The organism is Stenotrophomonas sp. ZAC14D2_NAIMI4_7 (genome assembly GCF_003086675.1).
In the GTDB taxonomy this organism is placed as follows: Bacteria; Pseudomonadota; Gammaproteobacteria; order Xanthomonadales; family Xanthomonadaceae; genus Stenotrophomonas.
Map to the genome: position 1 here is coordinate 705956 of NZ_CP025995.1, position 18050 is coordinate 724005.

The following is an 18050-nucleotide window of genomic DNA, read 5'->3' on the forward strand; positions in this document are numbered from 1 at the left end:
CAAGAAGCTTTCGCCCGAAGATCGGCCGATGATCCACTCCGACCAAGGCTGGCACTACCAGCACGAGAACTACCGCCACAAGCTCGAAAAGCACTCGCTGAAACAGAGCATGTCCCGGCGCGGCAACTGTCTGGACAACGCGGCCATGGAGAGCTTCTTCGGGACCCTGAAGTCGGAATTCTTCTACCTGAACACCTTTGACAGCATCGATAGCCTGGAAGCTGGCCTGGTGGAGTACATCCGTTACTACAACGAGAATCGTATCCGCCTGAAATTAAAGGGCTTGAGCCCGGTAAAGTACCGGGAGCAGGCCGCGCTGGCCGCCTGATCCCCCACCTGTCCAACTTCAGGGGGTCACTTCATGGACGGGTTTACGGCGTCCCCCGCAACCGGACCCACCCCGCCATCCCACAGGAAACCCGCTGTTGCTGTTGCTCCGGCTGTTGCTCCGGCTGTTGCTGTGGCTTGGGCGCCTCTGCGGGTGCCGGGCGCCGCCCGGCCAAAGCCCACCCCCCGGTTCCGGTACAATGTCGGGCCCGTTTCCCAACTACGGTTCCCCGGACATGATGGTCCTCGAGGGCGCGCCCGCCCTGTCGCTGTTCCGCCGCGAACGCCTTGAATCCCGCCTGCAGTCCATCGCTCCCTCTCTGCGCATCAGCGGTGCCTGGCACGTCTACTTCGTCCAGCCCGAAGGCACGGCCGCCCCCGACGTGGCCACCCTGTGCCGCATCCTGGAAGCCCAGCCGCAGGCGCAGGCCGTGGCCGACGGTGCGGTCAGCCGCGTCGTGGTGCCCCGCCTGGGCACGCTGTCGCCGTGGTCCAGCAAGGCCACCGAACTGGTGCGCGGTGCCGGCCAGCCGGTCAGCCGGGTGGAACGCGGCCTGCGCATCGACGTGCAGGGCTGGCCGGCCGACGCCGCCGCCCAGCAGGCGCTGGTGAAGGCCCTGCATGACCCGATGACCCAGTCGGTGCTGGACACTGTCGACCAGGGCCAGGCCCTGTTCACCACCCCGGCGCGGGGTGAACTGGAACGCGTGCCGGTGGACCAGCTGGAGGCCGCCAACCAGCGCCTCGGCCTGGCCATGGCCCAGGACGAGATCGACTACCTGCGCGAACGCTTCACCGCGCTGGGCCGCTCGCCCTCGGACGTGGAACTGATGATGTTCGCGCAGGCCAACTCCGAGCACTGCCGCCACAAGATCTTCAACGCCAGCTGGACCATCGACGGCCAGGAACAGGACCGTTCGCTGTTCCGGATGATCAAGAACACCCACCAGCAGACCCCGCAGCACACGCTCAGCGCGTACAGCGACAATGCTGCGGTGATCGAAGGCCATCCGGCCTCGCGCTACCGCCCGGACCCGGCCACGGGCGAATACCGTCGCGAGCCGCAGGTGCCCAGCGCGTTCCAGATCAAGGTGGAAACGCATAACCACCCGACCGCGATCGCGCCGTTCCCGGGCGCCTCGACCGGCAATGGCGGCGAGATCCGCGATGAGGGCGCGACCGGCCGCGGTGGCAAGCCGAAAGCCGGCCTTTCCGGCTTCTCGGTCTCGCACCTGCGCATTCCCGAGCTGCCGCAGCCGTGGGAGGCGCCGCGCGCGCTGAACCCGCGCATGGCACCCGCGCTGGAAATCATGACCGACGGTCCGCTCGGCGGCGCCGCGTTCAACAACGAGTTCGGCCGCCCGAACCTGCTCGGCTACTTCCGCAGCTTCGAGCTGCCTGAAGGCGCCGACCTGGTGCGTGCCTACGACAAGCCGATCATGCTGGCCGGTGGCCTGGGCGCGATCGACCGCATCCAGGTCGACAAGATCCAGCTGCAGGCCGGTGATGCGGTCATCGTGCTCGGTGGCCCGGCCATGCTGATCGGCCTCGGTGGCGGTGCCGCCAGTTCGGTGGCCTCCGGCGAAAGCGCCGAGGACCTGGACTTCGCCAGCGTGCAGCGCGACAACCCGGAAATGGAACGCCGCTGCCAGGAGGTCATCGACCGCTGCGTGGCGATGGGTGCCAACAACCCGATCAAGTTCTTCCACGACGTCGGTGCCGGTGGCCTGTCCAATGCCATCCCCGAACTGCTGCACGACTCCAGCGTTGGCGGTGTCATCGACCTGGGCAAGGTGCCCACCGATGATCCGTCGCTGTCGCCGATGCAGCTGTGGTGCAACGAATCGCAGGAACGCTACGTGCTGGGCGTGGCCCAGGAACGCCTGGCCGAGTTCGCCGCGCTGTGCGCCCGTGAGCGTTGCCCGTTCGCCGCCGTCGGCGTGGCCACCGCCGAAGAACACCTGGTCGTGGCCTACGGCGCCGTGCCGGGCCACACCCCGGCCGATGCGCCGATCGACCTGCCGATGGACGTGCTGTTCGGCAAGCCGCCGAAGATGCACCGCGATACCGCGCACCCGCCGGCACCGCGCTGGCCGGCGCTGAAGACCGGTGGCCTGGACCTGCAGGAAGCCGGCCTGCGCGTGCTCGCGCACCCGACCGTGGCCTCGAAGAACTTCCTGGTCACCATCGGTGACCGCAGCGTTGGTGGCCTGACCGCGCGCGAGCAGATGGTCGGCCCGTGGCAGCTGCCGGTGGCCGATGTGGCCATCACCCTGGCCGACTTCGACGGCGTGGCCGGCGAAGCGATGTCGCTGGGCGAGCGCACCCCGCTGGCCCTGCTCGATGCCGCGGCTTCGGCACGCATGGCCGTGGGCGAAGCGCTGACCAACCTGTGCGCGGCCCCGGTCGATGCGCTGGATGAGATCAAGCTGTCGGCGAACTGGATGGCCGCTGCCGGCCATCCGGGCGAAGACGCGCTGCTGTACGACGCGGTGAAGGCGGTGGGCATGGAACTGTGCCCGCAGCTGGACATCAGCATCCCGGTGGGCAAGGACTCGCTGTCGATGCAGGCGCAGTGGCACGACCAGGGCGAAGCCCACAAGAGCGTGTCGCCGGTGTCGCTGGTGATCTCGGCGTTCGCGCCGGTGGCCGACGTGCGCCAGCAGCTGACCCCGCTGCTCGACCGCGACGTGGACAGCGAGCTGTGGCTGATCGGCCTGGGGGCCGGCAAGCAGCGCTTGGGCGGTTCGATCCTGGCCCAGGTGCATGCCGACCACGGCGACCTGCCGGCCTTCGCCGGTGCCGCCCCGGACCTGGATGACCCGCAGCGCCTGCGTGGCTTCTTCGAACTGATCCGCGATGCGCGCCAGGCCGGCCTGCTGCTGGCTTACCACGACCGCAGCGACGGTGGTGCCTTCGCCGCACTGTGCGAAATGGCCTTCACCTCGCGCCTCGGCCTGGACATCACCCTCGATGCCTGGGGCGATGATCCGTTCCGCAGCCTGTTCAACGAAGAGCTGGGTGCGGTGGTGCAGATTGCCCGCGAAGACCGTGCGGCCTTTGCTGATCTGATCGAGCGCCATGCACTGATCGAGTGCGCGCAGCGCATCGCCAAGCCGACCACCGCACCGGTGGTGCGCGTTTCGCTGGGCGGCGAAAACCTGGCCGAGTGGCGCTGGGAAGCGCTGTTCGACGCCTGGTGGTCGGTTACCCACGCCATGCAGAAGCGCCGCGACAACCCGGAAAACGCCGACGCCGAGCGCGAGATCGCCCGTGCCTTCAACGCCCCGGGCCTGAAGCCGAAGCTCAGCTTCGACCTGGCCGAGGACGTGGCAGCGCCGTTCATCAACACTGGTGCGCGCCCGCGCGTGGCGGTGCTGCGCGAGCAGGGCGTGAATGGCCAGATTGAAATGGCCAACGCCTTCGAACGTGCCGGCTTCAGCGCGTTCGACGTGCACATGAGCGATCTGATCGAAGGTCGCGTGGCCCTGCAGGACTTCACCGGTCTGGTCGCCTGCGGCGGCTTCAGCTACGGCGACGTGCTGGGTGCCGGCCGTGGCTGGGCCACCTCGGTGCTGGAACGCAGCGCGCTGCGTGATGCCTTCGCCGCGTTCTTCGCCCGCGAAGACAGCTTCGCGCTGGGCGTGTGCAACGGCTGCCAGATGATGAGCCAGCTGAAGGACATCATTCCCGGTGCCGAGCACTGGCCGCAGTTCCGCCGCAACGCCAGCGAGCAGTTCGAAGCCCGTACCGCGCTGCTGGAGGTGGTGGAATCGCCGTCGATCCTGCTGCGTGGCATGGCCGGCTCGCGCCTGCCGGTGGCCGTGGCCCACGGCGAAGGCCGTGCGGTGTTCGCCAATGCGGTGGACCAGGCGGCTGCACGCGTGTCGCTGCGTTACATCGATGGCAATGGCAACGTGGCCAGCCAGTACCCGCTGAACCCGAACGGTTCGCCGGACGGCATCACTGGCCTGACCAGCAGCGACGGCCGGGTGACCATCATGATGCCGCACCCCGAGCGCACCCCGCGCGCGCTCAACCTGAGCTGGGCACCGGCTGAATGGCGGGGTGATTCGCCCTGGATGCGGATGTTCCGCAACGCACGCGTCTGGTGCGGCTGATCGTCCACCCCGCGCACGCGCCAATTCGATGACGTATGGAAACCCGCCGGTAACCCCGGCGGGTTTTTGTTTATATTGCGTGAATATCGTGTGCTGTCCACGAGTTACACCGCGTTACACGCGCTACGACATGTTCACGTGGTTCTAACGAAATAACCGCATAAACGGATAAAACGGTGAACTGGTTCACGACAGTAGGTTTTGTTCCGTCAAACTCTTGACGGAAGATAATCTTCACGTTAACACTGCCAGTCCGTTTTGAATTCATTCATTTCGTAGTAACGCATTGCGCAACGGAAGGCGCTCTTGCCTCTCTGCGCGTTCTGCGCGAACACCGTCGTAAATCACGCGAATAGACGCCCCCAGGGGACGTTGGGCCGGATGGCCCAGCGATGGCGTTGCTTTGCCTAAAAACCAGTCCACTCAGGAGCCGTATCGATGAATCGGATTTATCGCAAGGTCTGGAACAAAGCATTGGGTCAGTTGGTCGTTGCCTCGGAACTGGCAACCTCGGACCAGGCCGGTACGGTTGTCGACAAGCGGCAGAAGCAGGGCGGCAGCGCGCCGACGGTGCTTGCCGCGGGCCTGCTGATGGCCCTGGGCTGGACAAGCCTGGCGCAGGCGCAGTCAGTGGAAGTAGGCGGCAACGCCAATTGCGTAACGATCAGCAGCAGCGTGATCGACCAGTGCGTGGTCGATGGCAGCGCCAACGCCAGTGGCCGCAACGCCGTTGCAGTCGGCACCGGCAGCACCGCCAGCGCGGCCAACAGCGTGGCGCTGGGCGCCGGCTCGACGGCCAACCGCGCCAACACGGTGTCGGTCGGCGCCAGCGGCAACGAACGGCAGATCACCAACGTGGCCGCGGGCACGGCGGCCACCGATGCAGTGAACCGCGCGCAGCTGGATGCGCAGGCACAGGCACAGGCGCAGGCCACCCAGGCCGCACTGGCTGCGGCAGCCGCCGAAGGCAGCCGCTACTTCAAAGCCGACGGTGCCGGCGATGACAGCGATGCGGCGCAGATCGACGGCCAGGGCGCATTGGCCGCCGGCGCCGACGCCAGCGCCAGCGGCGACGACACCACTGCGCTGGGCAGCGCCGCGCAAGCCAGCGCCGACAGCGCGACGGTCGTCGGTGCGCAGGCCCAGGCCAGCGGCAGCGGCAGCACCAGCGTCGGTGCCGGCAGCATCGCCAGTGGCACCGCATCGGCCGGCTTCGGTGTCGGCGCTGAAGCCACCGGTGGCTACAGCACCGCGCTGGGCGGCCTGTCCAACGCATCTGCGTTCAACGCAACGGCGGTCGGCAATGCCGCCAACGCCACCGGCTCCAGCAGTGTCGCGGTCGGCGGTGATGCACAGGCCAGTGGTGCCAACAGCACCGCTACCGGCCAGGCCAGCATCGCCAGCGGCAGCAACAGCGTGGCCGTCGGTGGCGCCCTGTTCGGCCTGCTCGCAACTGAAGCATCGGGCGATTACTCCACCGCCGTCGGTGGCGGCGCGTGGGCGCCGGGCACCAACAGCACCGCGCTGGGCAACGCCGCCGAAGCGCAGGGCGACAACAGCGTCGCCCTGGGTGCCGACTCCATCGCCGACCGTGACAACACCGTGTCGGTGGGCGGCGCAGGCAACACGCGCCAGATCACCAACGTGGCCGCCGGCACCGAAGGCACCGATGCGGTGAACAAGAACCAGCTGGACGAAGTGGCCGCCGCCGCCGAAGCAACCAGCAAGTACTTCCAGGCCAGCGGCAGCGACGACAGCGACGCCGGCGCACTGGCCGAGGGCGACAGCGCACTGGCCGCCGGTGAAGCAGCCAACGCCATCGGCGATGGCACCACCGCACTGGGCGGCGGCGCACTGGCCATTGCGGCCAACGCGACCGCCGTGGGCTACAACAGCTCGGCCACCGGTGAAAATGCCGCGGCCGTGGGCAGCAACGCGCAGGCCAGCGGCAGCGACAGTGCCGCCCTCGGCAGCGGCGCGGTGGCCAGCGAAGTGAGCAGCACCGCGACCGGTACCGGCGCGCAGGCCACCGGCGTGTACAGCACCGCCAACGGCGCCGAAGCCATCGCCAGCGGCGCGCAGTCGCTGTCCAGCGGCTTCCGCGCCTCGGCCTCGGCCGATGGCACCACCGCCGTCGGTGGTTACAGCGAAGCCAGCGGTCGCCTCGGTTCGGCGCTGGGCTACGGCACCGTGGCCAGCGGCGCCAACAGCACCGCGGCCGGCGTGTTTGCCACCGCCACGGGCGCCGGTTCGGTGGCCGTGGGCGAGGCCAGCGAAGCCAGCGGCGATGAGAGCGTGGCGATCGGCGGCAGCACCTATTTCGGCCTGATTCCGGCGCGCGCCAGCGGCTACGGTGCGGCGGCCTACGGTGCCGGTGCCTGGGCCACCGAAGACTATGCAACGGCCATCGGCTGGAACGCCTGGGCCGATGGTGCGCAGTCCACCGCACTGGGCGCCAGCGCCACCGCCAATGGCAGCAACAGCGTGGCCATCGGTGCGGCCTCGCAGGCCGACCGTGACAACACCGTGGCCGTCGGCGCCGACGGCAACGAACGCCAGATCACCCACGTGGCCGACGGTACCGAAGCCACCGATGCGGTGAACAAGGGCCAGCTGGATGCAGTGGCCAGCGTGGCTGAAAACACCAGCACCTACTTCAAGGCCACCGGCAGCGATGACAGCAGCGCCGGTGCGTTCGCCGATGGCAGCAATGCCACCGCCGCCGGTGAGGCCGCCAATGCCCTGGGCAATGGCACCACCGCACTCGGCAGTGGCGCCACCGCGGTCAACAGCAACGCCACCGCGGTGGGCTTCAACGCTCTGGCCAGCGGCCAGAACAGTGCCGCCTTCGGCAACAACGCGCAGGCCGTCGGCCCAGGCAGCGTGGCCGTCGGTGGTGCCGCGGTGGATGAGCAGGGCAACCCGCTGATCACCAACGGCGGCGTGCCGGTCGATACCGGTGCGACCAGCGCCGGCGTGGGCGGCACTGCTGTCGGTGCCAGCGCCGAAGCCGGTGGCTTCGCCTCCAGCGCCTACGGCGTGGGTGCGTATGCCGGCGGTGCGCAGTCGGCGGCGTTCGGCGCCGTGTCCAACGCCATTGGCGACTACTCCACCGCGCTGGGCACCAGCAGCGTGGCCACCGGCACCAGCAGCGTGGCCATCGGTGGCCCGGCCGACCTGATTCCCGGCCTGGGCTTCTTCGTGCAGACCCAGGCCAGCGGCGAAGCCGCCACGGCGGTCGGCGCCGGTGCCATTGCCAGCGGCGACTACGCCACGGCCAACGGCACGCTCACCGAAGCGTCGGGTGCCGAGGCGACGGCCGTGGGCTACTTCGCCTACGCACCGGGTGAACAGTCCAGCGCGCTGGGCGCACAGACCTGGGCCAGCGGCGCGCAGAGCACGGCGGTCGGCTTCTATGCCACCGCGCGCGGCGCCAACAGCGTGGCCCTGGGCGCAAACTCAGAAGCGGTACGCGACAACAGCGTGGCCGTGGGCAGCAGCGGCAACGAACGGCAGATCACCAGCGTGGCCGCCGGTACCGAAGCCACCGATGCGGTGAACAAGGCGCAGCTCGATGCCGTGGCCGACACCGCCGATACCACCGCGCACTTCTTCCAGGCGCAGGCCGAAGAGGGCACCGATGCCGGTGCCTATGCCGAGGGCGCAGGTGCGGTCGCGGCCGGTTCGGCCAGCAATGCCATTGGTGCCGGTGCACTGGCGCAGGGTGCCGGTGCCGGCGCGCTGGGCGCCGATGCCGTGGCACTGGGCCGCAACACCTTCGCCGACGGCGATGGTGCGGTGGCTGTGGGTGGCCTGGGCCAGGCCTACGACGAGTACAACCAGCCGCTGCTGGACGACGAAGGCAACCCGGTGCAGGTGGGTACCACCGCCTCGGCCGGTTCCACCGCAGTGGGCAACGCGGCGCAGGCCACCGGGCTGACCAGCAATGCCTTCGGCAGCGGCGCGCAGGCCACCGGCGACAACAGCTTTGCGGCGGGCAGCAAGTCGCGCGCCACCGGCAGCTATGCCGTCGCCGTCGGCGACAGCGCGTTTGCCAAGGCCGACGACAGCACTGCCGTGGGTGGCTACAGCACCGCCAGCGAAGCCGGCGCCACCGCGTTCGGTTCCGGCGCCTGGGCAACCGGCAGCAACGCCTCGGCGTTCGGCCCGGCCGCATGGGCCAGTGCCAACGGCGCCACCGCCATCGGCTACAACAGCTGGGCCAACGGCACCAGTTCCACGGCGGTCGGTCGCGGTGCCTTCAGCTACGGTGCCAACAGCGTGGCACTGGGCTTCCAGGCACTGGGCAACAGCATCAACAGCATCGCCATCGGCACCAACACGGTGGCCGGCGGTGAAAGCGCCATTGCACTCGGTGCTGGCAGCACAGCCAGCGGCAGCAATGCGGTCGCGCTGGGTGCAGGGTCGGTCGCCGACCGCGATGGCAGCGTATCGGTGGGCAGTGCCGGTAACGAACGCCAGGTCACCAATGTGGCCGCCGGTACCCAGGCCACCGATGCGGTGAACAAGTCGCAGCTCGACGCCGTCGCCGCCACCGCTGAATCCACCAGCAAGTACTTCCAGGCCAGCGGCAGCGACGACAGCGATGCCGGCGCCTATGTGGAAGGGGACAACGCGCTGGCGGCCGGTGAAGCGGCCAATGCCATCGGTGACGGTGCCAGCGCGCTGGGTGCCGGTGCCAACGCCATCGGCAGCAATGCGCAGGCCATCGGCTTCAACGCCCTGGCCACCGCCGCCAACGCCAGCGCGGTCGGTGCCAATGCACAGGCCACCGGCGAGTACGCCACCGCACACGGTGCCGAAAGTGAAGCCAGCGGCGAACAGAGTGCCGCCTTCGGTGCGGCCGCCGTGGCCAGTGGTGCCGGCAGCACCGCCAGCGGCGTGCTGTCCGAAGCCAGCGGCGAAGAAGCGGTGGCCGTGGGCTACTTCAGCACCGCCAGCGGCGAGGCATCCACCGCGGTGGGCAGTGAAAGCGTGGCCAGCGGCACCGCCTCGGCGGCCTTCGGCATCGGCGCCGAAGCCACCGGCGGTTACAGCACGGCCATCGGCGGCTATTCCAGCGCATCGGCATTCAACGCCACCGCACTGGGCAACTTCGCCAATGCCTCCGGTTCCAACAGCGTCGCCCTGGGCGGCGATGCCGAAGCCTCGGGCGCCTACAGCACCGCCACCGGCCAGGGCAGCCTGGCCACCGGCACCAATGCGGTGGCCGTGGGTGGCTCGTTGTTCGGCCTGCTGGCCACCGAAGCGTCGGGTGATTACTCCACCGCCGTCGGTGGCGGCGCGTGGGCACCGGGTACCAACAGCACTGCGCTGGGCAACGCAGCCGAATCGCAGGGCGCCAACAGCGTCGCTCTGGGTGCCGACTCCATTGCCGACCGTGACAACACGGTGTCGGTGGGTGGCGCAGGCAACACGCGCCAGATCACCAACGTGGCCGCCGGTACCGAGGGCACCGATGCGGTGAACAAGGACCAGCTGGATGCCGTGGCGGCCGCAGCCGAGGCCACCAGCAAGTACTTCCAGGCCAGCGGCAGCGACGACAGCGATGCTGGCGCGTATGTGGAAGGGGAGAACGCGCTGGCGGCCGGTGAAGCGGCCAATGCGATCGGCGATGGCAGCACTGCCCTTGGCAGTGGCGCCACTGCGGTTGCGGCCAACGCTACTGCGGTCGGCTTCAACAGCCTGGCCACCGGCGGCAATGCGGCAGCGGTCGGCACCAACGCACAGGCCAGCGGCGAAGACAGTGCCGCCCTGGGCAGTGGCGCGGTCGCCAGTGAAGTGAGCAGCACCGCTACCGGTGCTGGCGCACAGGCCAGCGGCGTGTACAGCACCGCCAATGGTGCCGAAGCCATCGCCAGCGGCGCACAGTCGCTGTCCAGCGGCTTCCGCGCCTCGGCCTCGGCCGATGGCACCACCGCCGTGGGTGGCTACAGTGAAGCCAGCGGTCGCCTGGGTTCGGCACTGGGCTACGGCACCCTGGCCAGCGGCGCCAACAGCACTGCCGCCGGTGTGTTCGCCACCGCCAGCGGCGCCGGTTCGGTGGCCGTGGGTAATGCCAGCGAGGCCACCGGCGATGAAAGCGTGGCTATCGGTGGCAGCACCTACTTCGGCCTGATCCCGGCCCGTGCCAGCGGTACCGGCTCGGCCGCGTTCGGTGCCGGTGCCTGGGCCACCGACGACTACGCCACCGCCATCGGCTGGAACGCCTGGGCCGATGCGGCCGACGTCACCGCACTGGGTGCCAACGCCAGCGCCAGTGCGGCCAACAGCGTCGCGCTGGGCAGCGGTTCGCAGGCCACCCGTGCCAACACGGTGTCGGTCGGCACGGCCACTGCGCAGCGGCAGATCACCAACGTCGCCGCCGGTACCGAAGCCAGCGATGCAGTGAACAAGGGCCAGCTGGATGCGGTTGCCGCCACCGCCGATGCGGTCGGCCAGCGCTTCCAGGCCAGCGGCACCGGCACGGCAACGGCGTCGGGTACCGACGCGGTGGCCATCGGCGCCAATGCCACGGCCAGCGGCAGCCGCAGCAATGCGGTCGGCAGCGGTGCCACCGCCATCGGCAATGCCGCTCTGGCCCTGGGCGCCAACAGTGGCGTCACCGGCAACAACTCGGTGGCCCTGGGTGCCGGTTCGCGCGCCGTCGAAGCCAACGTGGTGTCGGTCGGTGGTGGCAATGGCACCGCCGGTCCGGCCACCCGACGCATCGTCAACGTGGCCGATGGCCGCATTGCCGCCGGCAGCACCGATGCGGTCACCGGTTCGCAGTTGAACGTGACCAACCAGCGCGTGGGTGCGGTGGAAACCCGCGTGGGTGACTTCGACTCGCGCATCGCCACCATGGAAACCAGCACCGCCAATGCCGTCGGCTACGACGATGCCAACCGCGATCGCCTGACCCTGTCCGGCATGGATGGCACCACGATCGACAACGTGGGCGCCGGCAGCATCGCCGCCGGCAGCCGCCAGGCGGTCACCGGTGGCCAGCTGTTCCAGTCGCTCAGCGATGCCGCCAGCTTCCTCGGCGGTGGCGCCAGCGTCGGCCTGCAGGGCGTGTTCGTGGCACCGAACTACGTGATCCAGGGCAGCACCTACAGCAACGTGGGCGACGCACTGGGCGCGCTGGACCGCAAGGTGACCGAGCTCGACCAGCGCACCGCCGGTGGTTCCAGCCGCGCCAGCACCGCCAGCACCGCCACGGCCAGCCTGCGCAGCGCCAGCACCACCGCGCAGGCGTCGGTGGCCGAACTGTCCGCAGCGGCCGAGTCGGATCCGGTGGCATCGCGCACCGACATTCCGGCCAAGCCCAGCGTGGGTGGCACCAGCGCCGCACAGCCGGCTGCCGCCGTCGGTGCGGTCAGCGTGGGTGAGGGCGCAGTCGCCAGCGCGGCCTCGTCCACCGCCATCGGCCAGGGCGCGACGGCCTCGGCCGCCAACGCGGTGGCCCTGGGCCAGGGTTCGATCGCCGATCGTGCCAACACCGTGTCGGTGGGCAGCGAGGGCAACGAACGCCAGGTCACCAACGTGGCCGCCGGTACGGCCGCCACCGATGCGGTGAACAAGAGCCAGCTGGACCGCGGCATCACCACCGCCAACAGCTACACCGATAGCCGCGTGCAGGCCGTCGCCGACAGCTTCGATGTGTTCAAGGGCGAAGTCGATGGACGCCTGCGCCACATGGACCGCCGCATCGACCGCCAGGGTGCGATGAGCGCGGCCATGCTGAACATGGCCACCAGTGCCGCCGGTATACGCACCCAGAACCGGGTCGGCGTCGGCATCGGTTTCCAGGGCGGCGAATCGGCGATGTCGCTGGGCTACCAGCGTGCGATCAGCGATCGCGCCACGGTCACCCTGGGCGGTGCGTTCAGCAGTGATGACGCCTCGGTCGGCGTCGGTGCCGGCTTCGGCTGGTAAGCGCAAGCGCGTGCCGGTGGCCACGTGCCACCGGCGCGTCATGCAGTGAAGGCCTGAGGGGGCGAGGCACGGCAACCCTGGTGGGCCAGCCAGGGCAGTCGCAGGGAATGATGGCCGTAGTGAGCTCCGCCCGAGCAATGGGTGGAGAAGGAAAGCTCAACCATGACCTTGAAGAGGATTTCGAACGTGACCAAGAAGCAGAACCTTCGCATCAACGTACTGGCTGCCGCCGTGCTGTCGCTGACGGTCGGCGTCGGTGCCGCCCATGCGATCAATCCGGGCACGCCCAGCGCACCGGCACGTGTGGCCAGCGCCGACCAGCAGGCCGTGGACGGCATCATCGTCAAGTACCGCGCCGGTACCGCCGCCGCCAGTGACCGTTCGAGCAAGCTCACCGTCGTGCAGTCGGCGCTGTCGCGCGCGATTGTCAGCAGCGGCACCAGCAGCCGCGCGCTGTCGCTGTCGCCGCAGGTCGAGCGCAAGCTGGGCACCGGTGGCGATCTGATCCGCCTGAAGTCGCGCCTGGCCGGCGCGGAAATGAAGAAGGTGCTGGCCGAGCTTAACGCCGATCCGTCGGTGCAGTACGCCGTGGCCAACGTGCGCCTGCAGCGTTCGGACCTGCGCGCCAGCAATGCGCAGCCGGCACTGGTGCCCAACGATCCGAACTACACCCAGTACCAGTGGAACTTCTACAACGCCACCAGCGGCGTGAACGCGCCGGCGGCGTGGGATGTCTCACAGGGCGAAGGCGTGGTGGTGGCCGTGCTCGACACCGGCATCCTGCCGGGCGTGCCGGACTTCGGCGACAACCTGCTGCCGGGCTACGACTTCATCAGCGACAAGGAATCCTCGCGCCGCCCGACCGACGGTCGCGCCCCGGGCGCCACCGACTACGGTGACTGGGTGGAAACGGCCAACGAGTGCTACAACGGCTCGCAGCCGGAAGGCAGCTCCTGGCACGGTACCCACGTGGCCGGCACCATCGCCGAAGTGACCAACAACGGCAGCGCGCTGGCGGGCCTGGCCTACAAGGCCAAGGTGCTGCCGGTGCGCGTGCTCGGCAAGTGCGGCGGCACCCTGGCCGACATCAGCGACGCCATCACCTGGGCCTCCGGTGGCACCGTGGCCGGCATTCCGGCCAACACCACTCCGGCTGAAATCATCAACATGAGCCTGGGCGGCGGCGGCGCGTGCGACGCGGCCTACCAGGATGCGATCAACGGCGCCGTCTCGCGCGGCACCCTGGTGGTGGTGGCCGCCGGCAACGAAACCGACAACGCCGCCAATTACCGTCCGTCCAGCTGCGCCAACGTGGTCTCGGTCGGCGCCACCCGCGTCACTGGCGGCATCACCTACTACTCCAACTACGGCACGGTGGTCGATCTGGCCGCACCGGGCGGCGGTGGCAGCGTGGACGGCAACCCGAACGGCTACATCTGGCAGGTCGGCTCCAGCTCCGACACCACCCCCGATGCCGGTGAGTGGGTGCTGATGGGCAAGGGCGGCACCTCGATGTCCTCGCCGCACGTGGCCGCCGTGGCCGCGCTGGTGCAGAGCGCCCTGGCTGCCAATGGCAAGGATCCGCTCAGCCCGGCTGAGCTGGAAACGCTGCTGAAGCAGTCGGCACGTCGCTTCCCGGTCACCATCCCGGCCGCCACCCCGATCGGCACCGGCATCGTCGATGCCAAGGCCGCGCTGGATGCCGCGCTGAAGGAACCGTGCACCGAGAACTGCGAACCGGAAGGCATTCCGCTGACCAACAAGGTTGCCGTCAGTGGCGTGGCCGGCGCTGCCGGCAGCGAAACCGTCTACACCTTCCAGGCTGAAGCCGGCAAGCAGTTGAGCGTGCTGACCTATGGCGGCACCGGCAATGTGTCGGTGTACCTGGCGCAGGGCCGCGTGCCCACCGCCACCGACAACGATGCCAAGTCGACCCGCCCGGGCAACACCGAAACCGTGCGCGTGGCCAAGCCGGTTGCCGGCACCTACTACGTGAAGGTGGTGGGCGAGGCGGCATTCGGCGGCGTGACCATCCTGGCCACCCAGTAACGGCCCAGCGGTTGCAGATGTTGTCGTAAGTGAATTGGCGGCGCCCGTTACCGGAAGGTGACGGGCGTCGTCTTTTGTTGTCCTGCGCGTGCAGGACGGCGGAAACCCCGGCCAAACTGCTAAAGTCAGGGCGATCGACAGGAGAGTCATGTGAACGCGCTCGCAGCTACCGCCCACGACGACGCCGAAGGCCGCATCCTGGATGCCCTGCTGTCGCGTGGCCGGTTGAAGGATGCTGACCTGGCGCGCGCGCGGCCACTGCATGCCGAAGCCGGCGGCAGCCTGTTGGCGCTGCTGGTGCGGCTGGGGCTGGTCTCCGAACGTGACCAGGCGCAGGCCAGCGCCGACGTGGTCGGCCTGCCGCTGCTGGAAGGCAAGCAGTTGCCCGAAGCTCCGCCGCAGTCGCTGGCCGAAGGGCTGCCGCTGTCGCAGCGGTTCCTCAAGCAGTTCCATGTCTGCCCGTTGGCGCTGGACGAACACGGGGTACGCCTGTGGCTGGCCGATGCGCACGATCCCTACCCGCAGCAGGCCGTGCAGCTGGCGCTGGGGGTACCGGTCACCCCGGTGCTGGGCATGCGCGCGGAAATCGACGATCTGGTGGAACGCTGGTTCGGCCAGGGCCGCAGCGCGATGGGCGCCATCGTGGAAACCGCCGATGGTGAAGGCGGCGCGGTGGACGATATCGAACACCTGCGCGACCTGGCCTCGGAAGCGCCGGTCATCCGCCTGGTCAACCTGGTCATCCAGCGGGCGGTGGAACTGCGCGCCTCGGATATACACGTTGAACCGTTCGAAAGCCGGTTGAAAGTCCGCTACCGCGTGGACGGCGTGCTGGTGGAAGGCGAAAGCCCGCCGGCCAACCTGACCGCGGCGGTGATCAGCCGCATCAAGATCATGGCGCGCTTGAACATCGCCGAGCGCCGCCTGCCGCAGGATGGCCGCATCATGCTGCGCGTGCAGGGCAAGGAACTTGACCTGCGCGTCAGCACCGTGCCCACCGCGCACGGCGAAAGCGTGGTCATGCGCCTGCTCGACCGCGAAACCGTGGTGTTCGACTTCCACCGTCTCGGTTTCACCGATGCCTTCCTGCCGCAGTTCCGCAAGGTGCTGGAACAGCCGCACGGCATCCTGCTGGTCACCGGCCCCACCGGCTCGGGCAAGACCACCACGCTGTACACCGCGCTCAGCCAGCTCAACACCGCCGACGTCAAGATCATCACCGTCGAAGACCCGGTCGAATACCAGATCGAAGGCATCAACCAGATCCAGGCCAAGCCGCAGATCGGCCTGGATTTCGCCAACGCGCTGCGCAGCATCGTGCGCCAGGATCCGGACATCATCATGATCGGCGAAATGCGTGATCTGGAAACCGCGCGCATCGCGATCCAGTCGGCGCTGACCGGCCATCTGGTGCTGTCCACCCTGCATACCAACAACGCTGCCGGTGGCATCACCCGCCTGCTCGACATGGGCGTGGAAGACTATCTGCTGACGTCCACCATCAACGGCATCCTGGCCCAGCGCCTGGTGCGCCGCCTGGAGCCCACCCACGCCGAGCGCTACGAGGCCTCGCCGGAGGAAATCGAACGTTTCGAACTGCGCCGCCTGCAGCCGCAGGGCACCATCCACCTGTTCCGCCCGAAGCCGTCGGCGCTGGCGCCCACCGGTTATCTGGGGCGCACCACCATCATGGAATTCCTGGTGATGAACGATTCGCTGCGTCGCGCGGTCATGCGCCGCGATGGCATGGGCGAGATCGAACGCATCGCCCGCGAAGCCGGCATGCGCACCATGTACGAAGATGGCCTGGCCAAGGCGTTGAGCGGGCAGACCACCATCGAAGAAGTGCTGCGCGTGACCGAGGAGGGTTGATGCGCGCCGGAGCCTGCTGCTGACATGCCGAACTACCGCTACAAGGCGCTGAACCCGCACGGCGAAGTCTTCGATGGCCAGATGGAGGCGGCCAGCGAAGCCGAGCTGATCGCGCGCCTGCAGGACCAGGGGCACCTGCCCATGGAAACCCGGCTGGCCGATGGCGGCGCCGTGGGCGGCAGCAGCCTGCGTGGCCTGTTCCGGCCGCGGCCGCTGCAGGGCGCGGCATTGCTGCAGTTCACCCAGCAGCTGGCGACGTTGCTGGCTGCTGGGCAGCCGCTGGATCGCGCGCTGTCGATCCTGCTCGGCCTGCCCGAAGACGAGCGCTCGCGCCGGGCGATCACCGACATCCGCGACGTGGTGCGTGGCGGCGCGCCGCTGTCCACGGCACTGGAACGGCAGCACGGTCTGTTCTCGCGCCTGTACGTGAACATGGTGCGTGCCGGCGAAGCCGGTGGCAGCCTGCACGACACGCTGCAGCGCCTGGCCGATTACCTGGAACGCAGCCGCGCGCTGCAGGGCAAGGTGGTCAACGCCCTGGTCTACCCGGCCATCCTGCTGGTGGTGGTGGGCGGCGCACTGTTGTTCCTGCTGGGCTACGTGGTGCCGCAGTTCGCGCAGATGTACGAAAGCCTGGACGTGGCGCTGCCGTGGTTCACCAACATCGTGCTGCAGATCGGGCTGTTCGTGCGCGACTGGTGGATCCTGCTGCTGGTGGTGCCGGCGGTGCTGGTGCTGCTGCTGGAACGCAAGCTGCGCCAGCCCGCGTTCCGCCTGGCATTGGATGGCTGGCTGCTGCAGCGCCGTGGCATCGGCCGCCTGCTGGGCGAACTGGAAACCGCACGCCTGGCGCGCACCCTGGGCACTCTGCTGCGCAACGGCGTGCCGCTGCTGGGGGCGCTGGGCATCGCCCGCAACGTGCTGGGCAACCGCGCGCTGGCCACCGACGTGGACAGCGCCGCAGACGAAGTGAAGAACGGTGCCGGCCTGTCGCTGGCACTGTCGCGCGGCAAGCGCTTCCCGCGGCTGGCCCTGCAGATGATCCAGGTGGGCGAAGAATCCGGCGCACTGGACACCATGCTGCTGAAGGCGGCCGACACCTTCGAACAGGACAGTGCCCGCCGCATCGATCGCCTGCTGGCGGCCATGGTGCCAGCCATCACCCTGGTGCTGGCCTCGGTGGTCGGCGCGGTGATCGTGGCCGTGCTGGTGCCGCTGTACGACCTGACCAATGCCATCGGTTGATGATGGCCCTTCCCACACTCCCGCTGTTCCGTACCTGAAAGGACCGACCATGATTGCTTCCCGTCGACCGATCCGCCTTTCCTTCACCGCCGCCCGCCACCAGTCGGGCATGAGCCTGCTGGAAATCATCATCGTCATCGTGCTGATCGGCGCGGTGCTGACCCTGGTCGCCAGCCGCGTGCTGGGCGGCGCCGACCGCGGCAAGGCCAACATTGCCAAGGCGCAGGTGCAGACCGTGGCTTCCAAGATCGACAACTACCAGCTCGATACCGGCAAGCTGCCGGGCACGCTGGAAGACCTGATCAACGCCCCGGCCGGTACCGGTGGCTGGCTGGGCCCGTACGCCAAGGCGGCCGATCTGAACGACCCGTGGGGGCACGCGCTGGAATACCGCGCACCGGGTGAAGGCCAGCCCTACGATCTGATCAGCCTGGGCAAGGATGGCAAGCAGGGCGGCAGCAGCGTCGATGCCGATATCCGCTACGAGCCGTAAGC

7 protein-coding genes are annotated in these 18050 nt (G+C 68.9%); all 7 read left to right on the forward strand.

The window, feature by feature from the left end; genetic code table 11:
* A partial coding sequence (locus C1922_RS20630; protein ID WP_234413459.1) for an IS3 family transposase occupies positions 1–328 on the forward strand: 328 nt, incomplete at its 5' end.
* A 235-nt stretch (positions 329–563) separates the two neighbouring features.
* Entirely contained in the window at positions 564–4448 is a 3885-nt protein-coding gene (purL, locus tag C1922_RS03195; protein ID WP_199912221.1) for a phosphoribosylformylglycinamidine synthase, read from the forward strand.
* A gap of 438 nt (positions 4449–4886) precedes the next feature.
* The gene (locus C1922_RS03200) at positions 4887–12389 is read left to right on the forward strand and encodes an ESPR-type extended signal peptide-containing protein (protein WP_108748469.1); all 7503 of its coding nucleotides are present in this window, start codon (positions 4887–4889) and stop codon (positions 12387–12389) included.
* A 186-nt stretch (positions 12390–12575) separates the two neighbouring features.
* Positions 12576–14438, forward strand: a complete 1863-nt coding sequence (locus tag C1922_RS03205) for a S8 family peptidase (RefSeq protein ID WP_108751464.1) — start codon at positions 12576–12578, stop codon at positions 14436–14438.
* 150 nt (positions 14439–14588) lie between these two features.
* Positions 14589–16310: a type II secretion system ATPase GspE gene (gene gspE, locus C1922_RS03210; RefSeq protein WP_108748470.1), complete on the forward strand. Its 1722-nt coding sequence runs from the start codon at positions 14589–14591 to the stop codon at positions 16308–16310.
* 24 nt (positions 16311–16334) lie between these two features.
* Positions 16335–17555 carry a type II secretion system F family protein gene (locus C1922_RS03215; RefSeq protein ID WP_108748471.1) on the forward strand — a complete coding sequence of 407 codons (1221 nt, stop codon included), beginning with the start codon at positions 16335–16337 and terminating at the stop codon, positions 17553–17555.
* A 49-nt stretch (positions 17556–17604) separates the two neighbouring features.
* Positions 17605–18048, forward strand: a complete 444-nt coding sequence (gene gspG / locus C1922_RS03220) for a type II secretion system major pseudopilin GspG (RefSeq protein ID WP_108748472.1) — start codon at positions 17605–17607, stop codon at positions 18046–18048.
* Positions 18049–18050: the final 2 nt, after the last annotated feature.

Bases quoted from the DNA above. Each gene is read 5' to 3' on its own strand.
- purL (WP_199912221.1), top strand. From the start codon at position 564: ATGATGGTCCTCGAGGGCGCGCCCGCCCTGTCGCTGTTCCGCCGCGAA.
- C1922_RS03215 (WP_108748471.1), top strand. From the start codon at position 16,335: ATGCCGAACTACCGCTACAAGGCGCTGAACCCGCACGGCGAAGTCTTC.
- gspG (WP_108748472.1), top strand. From the start codon at position 17,605: ATGATTGCTTCCCGTCGACCGATCCGCCTTTCCTTCACCGCCGCCCGC.
- C1922_RS03200 (WP_108748469.1), top strand. From the start codon at position 4,887: ATGAATCGGATTTATCGCAAGGTCTGGAACAAAGCATTGGGTCAGTTG.